12 protein-coding genes are annotated in these 14,641 nt (G+C 63.5%); 2 read left to right on the top strand and 10 right to left on the bottom strand.

Going from position 1 to position 14,641, the window contains the following annotated elements; all coding sequences use genetic code 11:
• Positions 1-10 precede the first annotated feature (10 nt).
• Entirely contained in the window at positions 11-625 is a 615-nt protein-coding gene (locus BSP75_RS11520) for a superoxide dismutase (RefSeq protein WP_075113256.1), read from the top strand.
• A gap of 92 nt (positions 626-717) precedes the next feature.
• Here the strand turns inward: BSP75_RS11520 and BSP75_RS11515 are convergent, their stop codons facing one another.
• The 9 genes from BSP75_RS11515 to BSP75_RS11480 form a co-directional block, all read right to left on the bottom strand.
• Positions 718-1,665 (bottom strand): ElyC/SanA/YdcF family protein, encoded by a 948-nt coding sequence (locus BSP75_RS11515; RefSeq protein ID WP_075113255.1) that lies wholly within the window; start codon positions 1,663-1,665, stop codon positions 718-720.
• 186 nt (positions 1,666-1,851) lie between these two features.
• Positions 1,852-4,611, bottom strand: a complete 2,760-nt coding sequence (locus BSP75_RS11510; RefSeq protein ID WP_075113254.1) for a collagenase — start codon at positions 4,609-4,611, stop codon at positions 1,852-1,854.
• A gap of 219 nt (positions 4,612-4,830) precedes the next feature.
• Positions 4,831-6,258: an o-succinylbenzoate--CoA ligase gene (gene menE, locus BSP75_RS11505; protein WP_075113253.1), complete on the bottom strand. Its 1,428-nt coding sequence runs from the start codon at positions 6,256-6,258 to the stop codon at positions 4,831-4,833.
• Positions 6,251-7,180 carry an o-succinylbenzoate synthase gene (gene menC, locus BSP75_RS11500; RefSeq protein ID WP_075113252.1) on the bottom strand — a complete coding sequence of 310 codons (930 nt, stop codon included), beginning with the start codon at positions 7,178-7,180 and terminating at the stop codon, positions 6,251-6,253. Before menC ends, menE begins: the two co-directional genes overlap by 8 nt.
• The gene (menB, locus tag BSP75_RS11495; protein ID WP_290439300.1) at positions 7,180-8,028 is read right to left on the bottom strand and encodes a 1,4-dihydroxy-2-naphthoyl-CoA synthase; all 849 of its coding nucleotides are present in this window, start codon (positions 8,026-8,028) and stop codon (positions 7,180-7,182) included. The genes menC and menB overlap by 1 nt, the downstream gene beginning before the upstream one ends.
• Positions 8,029-8,032: 4 nt before the next feature.
• Positions 8,033-8,170, bottom strand: a complete 138-nt coding sequence (locus BSP75_RS21810; RefSeq protein ID WP_156135269.1) for a hypothetical protein — start codon at positions 8,168-8,170, stop codon at positions 8,033-8,035.
• Positions 8,163-8,960, bottom strand: coding sequence for a 2-succinyl-6-hydroxy-2,4-cyclohexadiene-1-carboxylate synthase (menH, locus tag BSP75_RS11490; RefSeq protein WP_075113251.1), 798 nt, complete (start codon positions 8,958-8,960; stop codon positions 8,163-8,165). Before menH ends, BSP75_RS21810 begins: the two co-directional genes overlap by 8 nt.
• The gene (gene menD, locus BSP75_RS11485) at positions 8,920-10,680 is read right to left on the bottom strand and encodes a 2-succinyl-5-enolpyruvyl-6-hydroxy-3-cyclohexene-1-carboxylic-acid synthase (RefSeq protein ID WP_075113250.1); all 1,761 of its coding nucleotides are present in this window, start codon (positions 10,678-10,680) and stop codon (positions 8,920-8,922) included. Before menD ends, menH begins: the two co-directional genes overlap by 41 nt.
• Before the next feature lie 32 nt (positions 10,681-10,712).
• Positions 10,713-12,032 (bottom strand): isochorismate synthase, encoded by a 1,320-nt coding sequence (locus BSP75_RS11480; RefSeq protein WP_075113249.1) that lies wholly within the window; start codon positions 12,030-12,032, stop codon positions 10,713-10,715.
• 208 nt (positions 12,033-12,240) lie between these two features.
• On the opposite strand from BSP75_RS11480, the gene BSP75_RS11475 reads away from it, so the two are divergent.
• On the top strand, positions 12,241-13,146 hold the full coding sequence (locus tag BSP75_RS11475) for a 1,4-dihydroxy-2-naphthoate polyprenyltransferase (protein ID WP_058053172.1): 906 nt from the start codon (positions 12,241-12,243) through the stop codon (positions 13,144-13,146).
• Between the two features lie 82 nt (positions 13,147-13,228).
• On the opposite strand, the gene BSP75_RS11470 is transcribed toward BSP75_RS11475, so the two are convergent.
• A complete protein-coding gene (locus BSP75_RS11470) occupies positions 13,229-14,623 on the bottom strand; it encodes a PepSY domain-containing protein (protein ID WP_075113248.1) in 1,395 nt (464 codons plus the stop codon).
• Positions 14,624-14,641: the final 18 nt, after the last annotated feature.

The following is a 14,641-nucleotide window of genomic DNA, read 5'->3' as shown; positions in this document are numbered from 1 at the left end:
AGAGGTCATCATGAGCCATACCTTGCCAGCCCTTAACTATGCCTACGACGCACTGGAACCCCATATCGATGCCCTGACCATGGAGATCCACCATAGCCGTCATCATCAGACCTATATCAACAACCTCAACGCCGCACTGGAAGGAGCGCCCGAGCTGGCCGCATTGCCGGTTGAGGAGCTGCTGCGCCGCTTCGATACTCTGCCAGTCAACCTGCAGGGGGCGGTACGCAACCATGGCGGCGGCCATGCCAACCACTCTCTGTTCTGGCTGGTGATGAGCCCGCAGGGGGGCGGTGAGCCGGGTGGTGAGCTGGCTCTGGCCATCGAGCGGGAATTGGGGGGATTCGATGCCTTCAAGCAGGCCTTCACTCAGGCTGCCCTGAGTCGCTTTGGTAGCGGCTGGGCCTGGCTGGTGGTGAACGAGGCGGGCAGATTGCAGGTGGAGAGCAGTGCCAATCAGGATAGCCCCCTGATGCATGGCCATACCCCGATCCTGGGGCTGGATGTGTGGGAGCACGCTTATTACCTCAAGTACCAGAACAAGCGTCCTGACTATATCGCTGCCTTCTATCAGGTGGTGGATTGGGCCGAAGTGGCCCGCCGCTATCAGGAAGCGCGCGGCTGACTTGGCCGCAGGGGGGCCGAGATAAGCGGTTCAAATTGGCCGCCACAACCCGTGCTGCAATAACAGGACCCGCCAGTTGGCGGGTCCTCTGTTTATGGTGTGGTAGTGCTGGCGCTGGCGGCTGAAGGGGCCGCCGGCAATATGGGCAAGGCCGCGCTGGGCGTCTCGGCGGTGGTTTCTGCCGCGGGTTTGGCGGGGGTGACAGGTTCAGTGGTTGCCGCTGCGGATACAGCTGCAGTGACTTGTTCAATCGCAGCCGAGACAGCCGGAGTGGCCGACTCGGTGGCAGCCGCGGCAGATACCGCCGCTGGCTTGGCCTTATCCACCGCCGGTTTGGGCTGTTTGAGGCAGGGTTGCAGGCTGCCGATGGTGCTCAGCGAGTGGCAAGGCACAGGCAGACCGATGGGCACCGGTGCCCCGAGGAACTTGGGCCCCTTGTCCAGCACATAGAGATCGAGCAGCCCCATCAGGCGGGCAAAGACTTCCCGCACCCGGGTGCGGATCCCCTGATAGGCGCTGGGATCCTCGGCATTGAAGCCGACCGCGTCGATACCGAAATGGCGGGCGATGAAAATGGCCCGCTCGTTATGAAAGCCCTGGGAGACCACGGTAAAGCGATCCTGACCGAACACCTCCCTGGCCCGGACTACCGAGTCGAGGGTGCGGAATCCGGCGAAATCCATATAGATGGCGGAGGCGGGGATGCCCGCCTTGATCAGGGCGCGGCGCATCTGGCGTGGCTCGTTGTACTGCACGGTGGCGTTATCACCGGAGACGATGATGAAGTCCACCTTGGCATTGTTGTATAGCTCGGCCGCCGCCTTGATGCGGTATTTGAAGTAGTGGTTGGGGCCGCCACCGGAGAGATATTTGGAGGTACCCAGCACCACCGCAACCCGGTTGTAGGGCACCTCGTCCACCTTGTCGTGGGTATAGTGGCGGGCATCCGAGACGATCCACTCGCTGTAGCCCAGCAGCATGGCAATCAGGGCCAGCAGCAAAACGAGGCAGGCGAGGAGGATCTTGGCAAACTTCTTCATGCGCGGTGCGGTCAGGGTCTGAAGTTGGGAATGGCTTTCGGCATTCTATTACAACTCGGCCGCTGGCGTCAGGCTTGATAACGGGCGGGCCGCTCATTCGGGCAGAGGTTGTCGCAGGCAAGGTGGGAGATCGGGAGCGTAAAGCGAGGGGCTGCGGTGGCAGCCCCTCTGGTAGGTGAAGGTCTATCAGTGGGCGGAGTCGTTGCCCTTGCAGGCGTCTGACTCCTTGTTGGCTTGCCACCAGGGCAGCAGATCCCGGCCGAGCCACGCCTGATAGGCGTCGCTGTCGTTGGCGATCAGCCGGTCCAGCTCCCCTTCGAAGTCGCTCATCGCCTGCTGCCGATCCGGATTGCGCAGCGCTTGTGCCAGCGCCAACCAGCTGGCGCCGCGACCGGTCTCGTTGAGGAAGCGGTGCACGGTATAGGACCAGGAGTAGACCATCTCGCCCCCCTGCTCGTAATCGAGGTGGAGGATCGCCGCCAGGGTCGGGCGCTGGTTGGCGGGGCGGTTTGCCACGTTATCCAGACCTCGGGCAAAGCACTGGCCGTGGGCGATGTACTCTGCAATCCCCTCGGCCCACCAGGTGGTGCGGTTGAGCGGATAGTGGCCAAAGCTGCCGTACTGGTTGAAGCGGCCATCCAGATAGTGAACGTACTCGTGGCGCAGGTTCCACACCTGGAAGGCGGGGCGTTTCCACTCCGCCTCATAGGCGAAGAAGCGGGCCTGATTGCCGGGGCGAGCCGGATCCCCCTCGATATAGATGCCGCCATTGTCGGTGGAGACACCAAACAGCGCGCTGCCGTAGCGGCCCCAGTCGGCGGAGGAGTTGAAGATCACCAGCTCCAGCGCCTCGTTGTGATCGTCGGCCACCGGTTGCTCGCCCGTTTCCATCTGCTGGTGGAAGCGCTGCTCCTCGTCACCCAGCTCGCGGCAGATCCCCTCGGCCTGAGCCTGAGTCAGATCCTGGGCGCGCAGACGCAGGGTGGGTGAGCAGGTGTGCTCGAAGGGCAGAATATCTTCCATGCGGATCGGAGTGCAGAGCCCGGCGAACTCGCCGCTGACGCAGGCCTCGCTGGTGCGATCCGTGTAGGTGAAGTAGTAGCTGGAGAGGGTCAGGGAAACCTCTTCCAGCATGGCGGCCGGATGCTGGCCGCCCGGGACCAGCCCCTGCTGGCGGATGATGGCGATGACATCGCGATCCAGCTGCTGGCGATAGGCGACCGTCTCATCCGGGCTGGTGTGATGGAGGTAGCGCATCATCTGGTAGAGGCGGCTGTGGGCATCGAGGATGTTGTTGAAGATAAACAGATCCCGTGAGCCATCGCGCTGTTTCCAGAGGGCCAGCTCGCTCAGGCCCAGTTGCAGCAGGCTCTGGCGCAATGCCGCCTCCTGTTGCAGCACAGCTGCGCTGAAGTCTGCCTGCTGACCGTAAGAGGCGCTCTGATCGATCAGATTGAGCAGCTCGAACAGGCCATCGGCCCAGGGTTTGTGGCCATTGATTTGCGCCGCATGTTGCACCGCATAGCCAAGCGCCTGGTTGATCTGGGCCAGCATGGGGGCGGCACTCTGGCGGAAGGCGGCTTGGCCAAGTTGTCCCTGCGCCGCCACGCTCCAGGCTTCCAGCACTGTGCCTGCCTGATCTTGCGGCTCGGCGCCCAGCAGCAGGGGGTGGTTGAGCAGATCAATCATCACCCCGGCCAGTGCCCGGGCGACCTGATCACTCTCTTTGCCAATGCCGCCGTGGTAGTTATGGGCGCGCACATAGTAGAGCAGCTTGTCCATTGCCGGATGGGTCGGCTGGTTGGCCGCCAGCAGGGCACGCATGCCGCGCACCACCGCCATCAGCTTGGCGTCATCGTGGCCGTAATCCGCCTGCCAGGCTGGGCTGTTCTGGCCGCTCACGTCGGCCACCAGTTTGGCGGCATCGCTATCGAGCAGATCCACATCGGGCTGCTCGGGCTCGGAGCAGAGACGACCGTTAGCGCGGCGGCACTCCAGCTGCTCCTCCTTGCTGGCCAGCACGATGGGGCGATTGAGCACCCGGCTCTCCTGCCACGCTTTGCTCTCTGGCAGGGGTTGCCACTCGCCGCCTGCGACCGGGTATTGGTAGCCGTTATCTTGCAGGGTTACCTGCACCTCGCTGCCTGCAGGGATCACCTGACGGCAGATACGATAGCGGATGGTGTTGCTCCCCTCCTTGCGTTCCTGTGGCTCATCACACTCCTGCTGAGGCGTGAGCTGATCCAGCTGCCACTGATAACGGCGCCAGACGTGGATCTCGCTGACCTGAGCGGCAGCCTGACTGTCTGCCACCGGCTGCAGGCGGAAGAAGATCTGCTCCAGTCGGCCATCCCGCTCGCTGGGTGTCTCTTCAAGTACCTGCAACTGCTGCCAATCCTGCGGCTGATAGTGCCACTCGGGCTCGGCGCAGCGGCCTTGCGCATTGAGTTCACAGCGATCCAGCTCCCTCTCGCTCTGACCCAGGATGATGGCTTGCGGCAGCGGCAGATGATCCTGCCGTTGGGCGGTCGGCGTGCCCGCCAGCTGCTCCCAGCGACCCAGTTTCAGGCCATAACCGAAGTCATGACTGCTGGCGGGGATGAGCTTGCCCGCCGGAATCCGATCTTCACAGCGCACGAAGCGGATCTGCCAGCCGGATTCCACCCTGAGCTGGGGCTCGCCACACTGCTGCTCGGCGAGGGCCGCGAGGTCGCTCCCCTGCCAGTCAAAGCGGCGATAGACCCTGAGCTGCTGATAGGGCGCGCTGGTGCTGCGAGCCTTGAGCTCGTAGGTGATCTCGGTGATGCGCGCGGCGAGTTGCCGGCTCGACTCCCCGGTCAGTTGATACTGCTGCCAGTCGCTGGGGGAGTAGTTGGCTTGCGCCGAGGATGTCGCCAAAAGCAGGGGGCCTGCCAGCAGCAGCCACCCGGTACCCGAACGGTTCATTTTTATCCCTTTGTTGTTGTTTGTGTATTGCCTTGCGAGTAATCGCAAGGCAATTTAACCAGCTCCAAAGGGATATCAATTGCCAATTAAAAATCAGATAAATCAATAAGATGATGATTTTTTGAGTCTGATCGGATTATCGTGGGCTGGCGCCGCAGTAAGGACTCACATGTTTCTTTTTCTGTTTTCAGAGCAGATCGGGAAATTGTGAGTCCGATCTCATTCAGCTTGTTGTGACAAGGTGGTCAGCTGTCGGGCAATCTTGCCCAACTGTTGGCGTGAGGGTTTGAGATTGCCGCCAAGATCGGGCCAGGGAAGCCAGTGGTCGGGCACCATAAAGCCGGGCAGGGCGTTGCGGATCCAGGCCGCTAGCTCGGGGTAGGGGACCGGCTCGCCGTGCCAGTCGATAAAGGCGGCGGGGCGTTGTCCCCACTCGTCGCTAGGCACCGGCACCACCAGCGCCTGGGCGACGGCGGGATGATCCACCAGTCGCTGCTCGATGGTCTCGGGTTGGATATTCTCTCCGCCCGAGATAAAGAGGTTGTCGAGTCGCCCCTCCACCAGCAGTTCCCCTGCCGCAGTGAAGCGCCCCTTGTCGCGGGTATGAAACCAGCCCTCGTCATCGAGCGGCAGTTCCAGCTCGCCAGCCCGGTAGTAACCGGCAAACAGGGTGGCGCCACGCACACAGATCTCCTGCTCCCGAATGCACACCTCCCGCCCCGGCAGTGGATGGCCGGCCACACCGGCATCGCCGGGGATCGCGGTGCAGACCTGGCTGCCCATCTCGGAGAGGCCATAACTCACCTTGGGTTCGAGCCCCATGGCACAGAGGCGACTCACCAGCGGCTGCGGGATGGCGGCGCCACCGAGCAGCAATTCGCGCAATCGGGTGCGGGCCGGGTCAAAGCCCTCTGCCAGCAGGCGCCAGAGCTGGGTCGGCACCAGGGACAAGTGAGTGATGGGCTGGCACTCCAGCCGCTCCTTGAGGGGCCGTTCACGCTGATCCAGCACCAGAGTTGCGCCCGCCAGAAAGACCCGAAACAGGATGGCGTAGCCGCCGACATGGAACAGCGGCAGGGAGAGCAGCCAGCCGGATTCCTCATCGAGGGGAATGAGGGTGGCAGAGCCGCGCGCCGAGGCAAGGTGGTTGCAGAGTCGATGCACCACCGCTTTCGGCGTGCCGCTGGAGCCCGAGGTGAGGATCATGTTGTTGAGCTGGGCCGATGCCAGCGGCCACGCTTCCTCGCTTGTCGGCAGTTCGTGCATGAAGTCGAGCTGCAAGGGTTGCCAGTTGCCTGCCGGGATCTCCCCTGCCGACCAGAAGGCGCTGGCATCGAGTTGCACCGCCAGCTCGCGCTGCTTTTCAAGAGGGAAGGCGGGGTTGAGCGGGCAGAACACCACGCCGCTGCGCACGCAGGCCCAGGCCAGCAGCACATCTTCCAGCGCACCGCGCACCACCGCCGCCAGATGATCGCCACGGCGCACCCCAGCCTGTTCCAGTTGTTGGCACAGGCTGTTGAGGCGGGCATCGAGCTGGCGATAACTGAGAGGCGAGGCGGTGTGGATGGCAATGCGGTTCGGGGCTGTGATTGCCCGGTGGCGTACCGGGCAAGGCGTCTGTTCGGGTGAGCGGGAGGGGTCAATCACGGTAATACAGTTTCTCCAGTTGGCGGAGATCCGGTTTGCCATCGTCCCCCAGCAAATTGCCCGCCATCCAGCGGCGGGTATCGAGGCCCGGGGCCTGTTCCGGTGCCCATTCACCCGCCAGATGAAACAGCTGGTTCAGGCCCAGATCCGATTCGAAGCAGGAGGAGATGATCACCTTGAGCCGCAGTTCGCGGGCGCGAGCGATCAGCGCTTCGCAGTTGGCCAGTGAACCGAGCAGGGTGGGTTTGAGCACCAGCGCGCGCAGTTGCGGGATCGGCTCCCACGGCTTGCCTTGCGCCAGCAGCTCGTCCAGCGCCACCGGCATGCCGGTGCGGTTGGCGACAAAGGCGATGTCGGCAAAGTCGGCGCAGGGGTCTTCCAGATACTCGATGCGATTCGGGTCGAGGTGGCCGCAGAAGGTCCACGCCTCCTCACGAGTCCAGCCCTGGTTGGCATCCAGCACCAGCTTGAGGGAGGGCACCCGATCGCACAGCAGGCGGATCAGCGCCAGCTCGTCACGCATCGGGTAGCGCGCCACCTTCAGCTTGGCCTTGCTGGGTGTGCGGTGCAGCCACTCTTTCCAGTTGCGCAGCAGCTCCTGGGGGGAGCCTTGAATGAGGGGATAGGGCTCAGGCAGCGGGTTGCTCTGCTCGGGCCATGTCCGGCGCGCGCAGTCGAGGCCAAATTGCACCGACGGCAGCACGGGGTTCGGGGTGTCGCCAGCGGCCAGGGCCGCCAGCGCGGCAAGGGCTTCCGCCTCTGCCTGTTGCAGGTTCTCTTTCGAGAAGCCGGGCAGGGGGGCAATCTCCCCCCAGCCATCGTTGATGCGCACCAACAGCCCCTCTCGCGCCACCTCCACCTTGCCGTGAAAGGTCAGTGGCTGGGTAAAAGGCAGTTGATAGCGATACAGGGCTAGTGTCATCAGGGATTCCGCTTGTATTTGGAGAAGTCGGGGCGACGCTTTTCGTTGAAGGCGTTGCGGCCTTCCTGACCCTCTTCGGTCATGTAGAACAGCATGGTGGCATTGCCAGCCAGCTCCTGCAAGCCCGCCTGACCATCACAGTCGGCGTTGAGGGCGGCTTTCAGGCAGCGCAGCGCCATCGGGCTGTTTTGCAGCATTTCGCGGCACCAGCGCACGGTTTCGCGCTCCAGATCCGCCAACGGCACGACGGTGTTGACCAGACCCATGTCGAGGGCTTGCTGGGCATCGTACATGCGGCAGAGGAACCAGATCTCGCGGGCCTTCTTCTGGCCGACGATGCGAGCCATGTAGGAAGCCCCCCAACCGCCGTCGAAGGAGCCCACTTTCGGCCCGGTCTGGCCAAACTGGGCGTTGTCGGCGGCGATGGTCAGGTCACACATCATGTGCAGCACGTGACCGCCACCGACCGCGTAGCCCGCCACCATGGCAACCACCGGTTTCGGGCAGGTGCGGATGTCGCGCTGGAAGTCGAGTACGTTGAGGTGATGAGTCCCCTCGTCATCGCGATATCCACCGTAGTCGCCACGGATCTTCTGGTCGCCGCCGGCGCAGAAGGCTTTCTCGCCAAAACCGGTCAGGATGATGGTGCCGATATGATCGTCATAACGGGCATCGGCCAGCGCTTGCCGCATCTCTTTGACGGTGCGGGGACGGAAGGCGTTGCGTACCTGGGGACGGTTGATGGTGATCTTGGCAATGCCATCGCCGGACTTGTGATAGAGGATGTCCTCGTAACCGGCGGAGCAATCCTGCCACTCAACAGGAGCGTACAGTTCCGCTTCGGTCATTGCTTCAATCATGGTTTTTTCCTTCTGATCTGGTCGAGCGCAGTTGAGCACCGAGTTGAGCAAAGAGTTGAGCACAGCGTTGAGCAATCCCGGCATGTTGAACAGGTGCGTACAGTTCAGCTTCCGTCATTGCTTCAATCATGACTCGTCTCTTCTTGTTGGTTGACCCACTCCGCGAGGAGTCGGGCAAAGGTTTCTGGCTGATGGGCGTGCAGGTTGTGGCCGCCCTCCAGCACCAAGTGGTTGATTTTGCGATGTTGACTCGCCAGCTGGCAAGCCAGCTGATGGAATTTGTGATCCCGCTTGCCACTCACCCAGGTGACCGGCAGCGGGCACTGCATGAGCCAGGGGGCGAGATCCGGCTGCTTGCCGAGCGAGGTGGCGCGCAGCATGGTGGCGATGGCCTTGCCATCATTGCCAAGACGGCGGGCGATCTGGCGGGCGCGGGCCGCGTCGTCGAGATCGGCAAAAACACCCTGCCGATACCAGTCTGCCAGCACGTCAGCCAGGGGCTCCTGCTCGAAACGCTGCGCCCACTGTTCATCGTGCTGGATGCGGGCGGCCCGTTCACTGGCCGGTAGCCCCGGGTGGCAGTTCTCCAGCAGCAGCCCCTGCAGCCCGGCGGGTTCGCGGCTGGCGTGATAGAGCGCCAGTCGCCCCCCCAGCGAGTAACCCGCCAGCAGATAGCGTTCAATGTTGCGGCTGGCCAGCTCGGCAACCAGCCACTGGTGGCTCTGCTCAAAACCATCGACGGTCAGCGTGCTATGGCTGCCATGACCCGGCAGATCGAGGGCGATGCAGTGGTGGCCGGGCAGCCGGTCGATCACCGGTTGCCAGTCGCCGCTATCCCCCAGCAGGCCGTGCAGCAGCACCAGCGGCACATTGGCATCTTTATTTGCCACGGATGGCGGCCCCCAGCGCCTTGAGATCATCGGCCACCTGCTCGCTCGGTACCCGGATCTCGATCAAGGTAACGCCATCTTTGAGGGCTGCGCGGTAATCGCGTTCGAACTCGGCCAGGGTGGTCGGCGCGCGATAGGCGAGGCCAAACATGGCGGCGGCATGTTCAAAACCGAGGCCGTGGGGCAGCCGGTAGTAGCTCTCCAGCAGCGCCCCTTCGGTGGGCACTGGCAACATGCGGAAGATGCTGCCGCCATCGTTGTTGAGCAGGATCACCACCAGCGGTCGGCTCGCCTTACCGAGCAGGGCCAGACTGTTGAGATCGTGCAGGGCGCTCAGATCGCCGAGCAGCAGGGTGGTGGGCTCATCACTGCCCGGCTCGAGCGATTGGGCAAAGCCATAGGCGGTGGCGATCAGGCCATCGATGCCGGAGGCACCGCGGTTGGTCATCACCCGGCTTGGCCCCTTGCCCGTGTCACCGAGCATATCCATCAGTCGGGCGGGCATGCTGTTGCCGACAAACAGTTGCCCCTCGATAAGACTATTTATGCGATGGCAGACCCCGAGCTCCGAGAAACCCTCGCAGGCGGCGGCGATCTGCTGGCTGGCGTTGTGTTGCAATTCGGCCAGCCGGTGCCAGGGGGCCTGAGCGGTGGTGACCGGATGGGCCGCAGCAAAGGCGCTGGCACTGCAGAGCAGCCGGTTGCGCAGCCGGTAGTCGGGATCGAGCCGCGCCGGTTGCGGATCCACCAGCCAGTAATCCTGCCATGGATGGTGCTTGATGAACTGGCCGAGCCGCTTGGAGACAAGCCGCGCGCCAAATTGCAGCAACACTTCGGCGCGGCTCAACTCGGCGACGAATTCTGGGTCGTTGAGCGCCAGATCCATGTGGATGAGGTTGCGGCTATCGAAGCGGATCTGGCTCTGCAGATCCGCCAGCAGCGGCCAGCCGAGTTGCTCCGCCAGCGCGGCGACCGCCTGTGCCTGTACGGGATCCGTGATCCGTCCGGCCACAATCACCCCACGCTTGTGCTGCCATTCGTTCCACTCGGGTTGCAGCGGGCAGGTCGGCTCGCTTTGCTGCCACGGGCTCCATGGCCTGTGGGAGCCGAGCCAGTCGCCGAGGGGGGCCAAATAGTCGGAGAAATCCTGATAGTGCTCGCCCGGGTAGAGGGGCTCGGGGTACATGCAGTTGAAGTGCACCACCCCGGGGGTGAGCGCCTGCTTGGCCAAGGCTTGATCCACCGAGCTCAGCACAAACGCCGCCGGAATGGTCGGGGTGGGGCTTGGCAGGTTCTGCTGATAGACGGGGTAGCGGCCGAAGATCCCCTGCTGGTCGATCGCCTGATTGGCGCCGTTGTCGATAAGCTCAGGAGGGCGATCAGCGGAGAGAATAATCAGCGGCACGCCGGTGAGCTGGGCCTCTGCCACGGCGGGCCAGAGGTTGGCTACCGCAGTGCCCGAAGTCATGATCACCGCAACCGGCCGGTTGCTGCCCTTGGCCAGCCCCAGCGCCATAAAGCCGAGACCGCGCTCGTCAAAGTGCAGGTGATGGCGAAAGCCCTGATGGGCCGCGGCCGCCATGGTCAGTGGCGCAGAGCGGGAGCCGGGGGCCAGCGCGATGTCGCGCACCCCGAGGCGAAAGAGCTCCTCCAGCAAGAGTGAGGACCAGACGTGGTTGAAGGTGGCGTGCTGGTTCGAAAACGGGGGGCAGGCAAACTCTTCGCTGGCAGGCTCTTTACGGGTGGGCATAGGGGCTCTCGCGGGTTGAAAAGGGGTCATGGCTATCCCAGCAGGGAGAGCACATTGGCGATCTTGTTGTCGAGTTCGGCCCACTCGGCGACCGGCTCGGAACCGGCGACAATGCCGGCACCGGCAAACAGGGTGACGCTGCCCGGCTGAATGCGGGCGCTGCGAATGGCGACCGAGAACTCCGAGGTTTCCCGGCTCAGCATGCCGCAGGCGCCAGCGTACCAGCCCCGATCGTAGGGCTCGAACTGACGGATGAAGGCCAGCGCAGCCTCGCGCGGAGCACCTCCCACCGCAGGAGTCGGGTGGAGGGCGTCGAGCAACTGCCAGTCGCAGACCCCGGGCTTGAGTTCGGCCTCGATATCGCACTTGAGGTGTTGCAGCAGCCGCAGCTTGAGAATGCGCGGCTCGGTCAGGGTGGCATCGTGAGCCAGCGGTGCCAGTCGGCTGAGGATGTCAGCGTGTACCAGCCGGTTCTCCAGCCGGTTTTTGCTGTCTGCCAGCAGTTCGGCGGCCAGTTGGGCATCCACCTCTTCATCGCCGGAGCGGCGGATGGTGCCCGCCAGCGCCTCGGTAAAGAGGTGGCTCCCTTCCCGGCGGTAGAGCCGCTCGGGGGAGCAGGCGATAAAGGCCTGCTCGGGGGAGAATTGAAAACCGAAGTGGAAGCAGTCCTGGGCGTGGCGGGCCCACTGGCCGAGCATGGCCCAGGGATTGATATCCGCATCATGGTTCGGACTGGTCAGCAGGCTCTCCCGCGACAGCACCACCTTGGGAGTGTGGGCCTGAAAATCGCGGGCGGTGACGCGCTCAACCAGCGTCTGCCACTGGGCGGGACCGGGGCAATCCTGTCGCTGCCAGGGCTGCTTTTGCAGCGCGGGCAGCGGGGCTTCCGGGCGCAGGGCATCGAGGGCAGCTTCGGCCGCCTGCAGTTCGGCCTCGAGATTGTCGTCATCCAGCCAGAGGTTGAGGCAGAGGCTGACGCACTCGCCACGGCGCACCAGCTCGATGCGGGGCAGCACGAAACGGCAGGGACCAAACCCTTGCCAGCCGGATTGGGCCGGATCGAACGCCAGTCCGCCATAGTAGCGGGGGCTGTCGTCGTGATGCTGGCTGGCGTTGGCACAAACCTGCTTGATGGCGTGCGGCTCGGTCAGTTCATGGATGGCGCCCAGCGCGACATACTCGGGACGATCCTCTCCACGGGCCTGCCAGTAGATGCGGGGATAGAGGGTTTGCGCCGCGAGCCAGCCCAGAAAGGAGCGGATCTCGATTGCCACTCTCAACCGCACGAAGCCGCTGACGTTGCTGTGACGCAGGGCGTCCAGTTGTTGCTTGATATGGGTCTGAGCCAACATGGATTCTTTTCTGAGCCGGGTAGTAACGAGCGATCCGGTAGCAGGATGCCGTAGGTTTATGCCAAAGGGCGATGATTTCCTATATATTATCTGCCCATTCGTCCATGTAAATCGCCCGAGGGAGCTTCACTCTCCGGGGCCAAGTATACCCAAATCCGGTTCGATAACCCTTAACACGATCAATATCCGATTGTTTGGCCATCACAATATGACAAATACCTTCTCTGTTTGGTTGCTGGCGGCGCGTTTGCGAACACTGCCGCTCGCCTGCTCTTCCATCCTGCTGGGCTCGGGGCTGGCTGCCAGTCGTGGTGCCTTCGATGGCACCATTATGGCGCTCTCGCTGCTGACCGCCATCCTGCTGCAGATCCTCTCCAATCTGGCCAACGATTACGGCGATGCGGTCTCCGGCGCCGACAACGGCGAGCGGATCGGCCCGCAGCGGGCGGTGGTCTCCGGCCTTATCACCAAAAAGCAGATGTGCGTGGCGATGGCGCTGACCGCGCTGGCGGCGGTGGCCAGCGGCCTGCTGTTGCTCGGCTGCGCCTTCGGTGGCCAGTGGCTGCAGATCCTGGCATTTGTGGTGCTGGGTGGCGCGGCCATCGTCGCGGCGGTGACCTACACAGTCGGCAAGACCCCTTATGGCTATCGCGGGTTTGGCGATATCTCGGTGTTCCTGTTCTTCGGTCTGCTGGGGGTGCTCGGCTCCTACTACCTCTTCACCAAGAGTCTGGAGTGGGATCTGCTGCTGCCCGCCACAGCCTGTGGTTTGCTGGCGACCGCCGTGCTCAATATCAACAATGTGCGCGATATCGAGACCGACGCCGCCAGCGGCAAGATCACCCTGGCGGTACGTCTTGGCCGCAACCGCGCCATCGCCTATCACTGGGTATTGCTGGGGGCGGCGCTGCTGGCGACCATCGCCTTTATCCTGACCCAGCCCGCCAGTTTCTGGCCGTGGATCTTCCTGCCTGCCATGAAGCCGCTCAGCGATGCGGCCCGCACCTTGCGCGAGAGCTACGATGGCGAGGTGCTGACCGGCGCGCTCAAAAAGACCGCCATCAGCGCGTTTCTGTTCAGCCTGCTGCTCTCCATCGGGTTGGCGCTCTCCTGACGGGGGGCGCAAACGCCAAGGCGAACAATGAACAGGGCTCCCGAGATGGGAGCCCTTTTTCTTTTCAGCTGTGCCGTCGGGTTTAGCTGGCGCGCGCCACCTTGAGGGGGCGACGAGAGAAAATCAGGGTATCCAGCAGCCAGATGACAACCATGGAGGCGCCCACCAGCGGGAAGGCGATCCCCAGCAGGATCAGCAGGGTGATGGCACCGCGCATCGGCGGGAGTTTGGCGGGCAGCGGCGGCGCGGCGAGACGGCCCTGCGGGCGGCGGCACCACCAGATCCACAAGCCGCTTACGGCGCTGGCCAGCACCATCAAACAGATGATCAGCATGGCGAATTGATGGGGCCAGCCGTAGAGCTTGCCCATGTGCAGCATGACGCCGCTCTCTACCGTCTTGGCGACCGGGCCGTAATCCTGCCAGCGCACATCGGCCAGCACCTTGCCGCTGTATTGATCGATATGCAGGGTGGCGTCGTTGCGTGGATCGTCGGCAAACAGGGCGATGGTGTAGACCCCGGTGTCGCCGACTGGCGGGGTGATGCTATAACCCGGTTTGACGCCCCGTTCATTTGCGATCTCGACCACCTGTTGCAGCGCAATGTGCTGGCTCGCCATCACCATACCCTCATGCTCACCGTGGTTCATGGCACCATGATCGTGCGCCTCATCGACCGGCTGCGAGCTGGGCATGGGGGTGTTCTCCACCGCCCAGGGGACGGTTTGCTCGTGGGCCTGATTCAGGCTGCGAGCCAGCGGTGCCGATTTGGGCACCTCGTTCCACATGGCGGCGGGGAAGCGGTTCCAGACTGCGGCAAACTGATCGCCCCAGAAGCCGGTCCAGGTCATGCCGCTCAGCAGCAGTAGCAGCAGGAAACCAGCGCCCCAGAAGCCGACCACAGCGTGTAGATCCCGCCACCAGAGACGTCCGCGCTGGCTCACTCTGGGCCAGAGGATGCCGCCCACCCCGGGCCCCTTGCGCGGCCACCAGAGATAGAGGCCGCTCAGCAGCAACACCAGTCCCCAGCCTGCGGCCAGCTCGATCAGCCGATCCCCGGTGGTGCCGAGCAGCAGGTCGGCGTGCAGGGAGCGAGCCACCGCTTGCAGATTCCACTTGTTATCCATGGTGCCGAGCAGGGCGCCGCTGGCGGGATTGAGGAACAGGGTCAGCTCCTGTTCGCCCCGATTGACGATGAACTGGGCGCTCTGGTCGGGAGCGGCAGGGGGCAGGTATTTACGCAGGCTGGCATCGGGCATGGTCATCATCGCCTTGGCCAGCAGCTGGTCGGCACTCAGCGTCTGGCTGGCGGGAGCGACCTTCATCAGTTCGGGGTACATCAGGTTATCGAGCTGGGGTTTGAACAGATAGACGATCCCGGTCAGTGACAGCAGGATCAGGAAAGGGGCGACAAAGAGACCGGCGTAGAAGTGCCAGCGCCAGATCCGTTGGTAATGACTCGAGTCCCTGTTTTTCATTGCACATCCTTGTTGGAG

Source organism: Aeromonas sp. YN13HZO-058 (genome assembly GCF_001921245.1).
Taxonomy (GTDB): domain Bacteria; phylum Pseudomonadota; class Gammaproteobacteria; order Enterobacterales; family Aeromonadaceae; genus Aeromonas; species Aeromonas allosaccharophila.
This window is presented reverse-complemented; position numbering and strand designations above follow the sequence as displayed.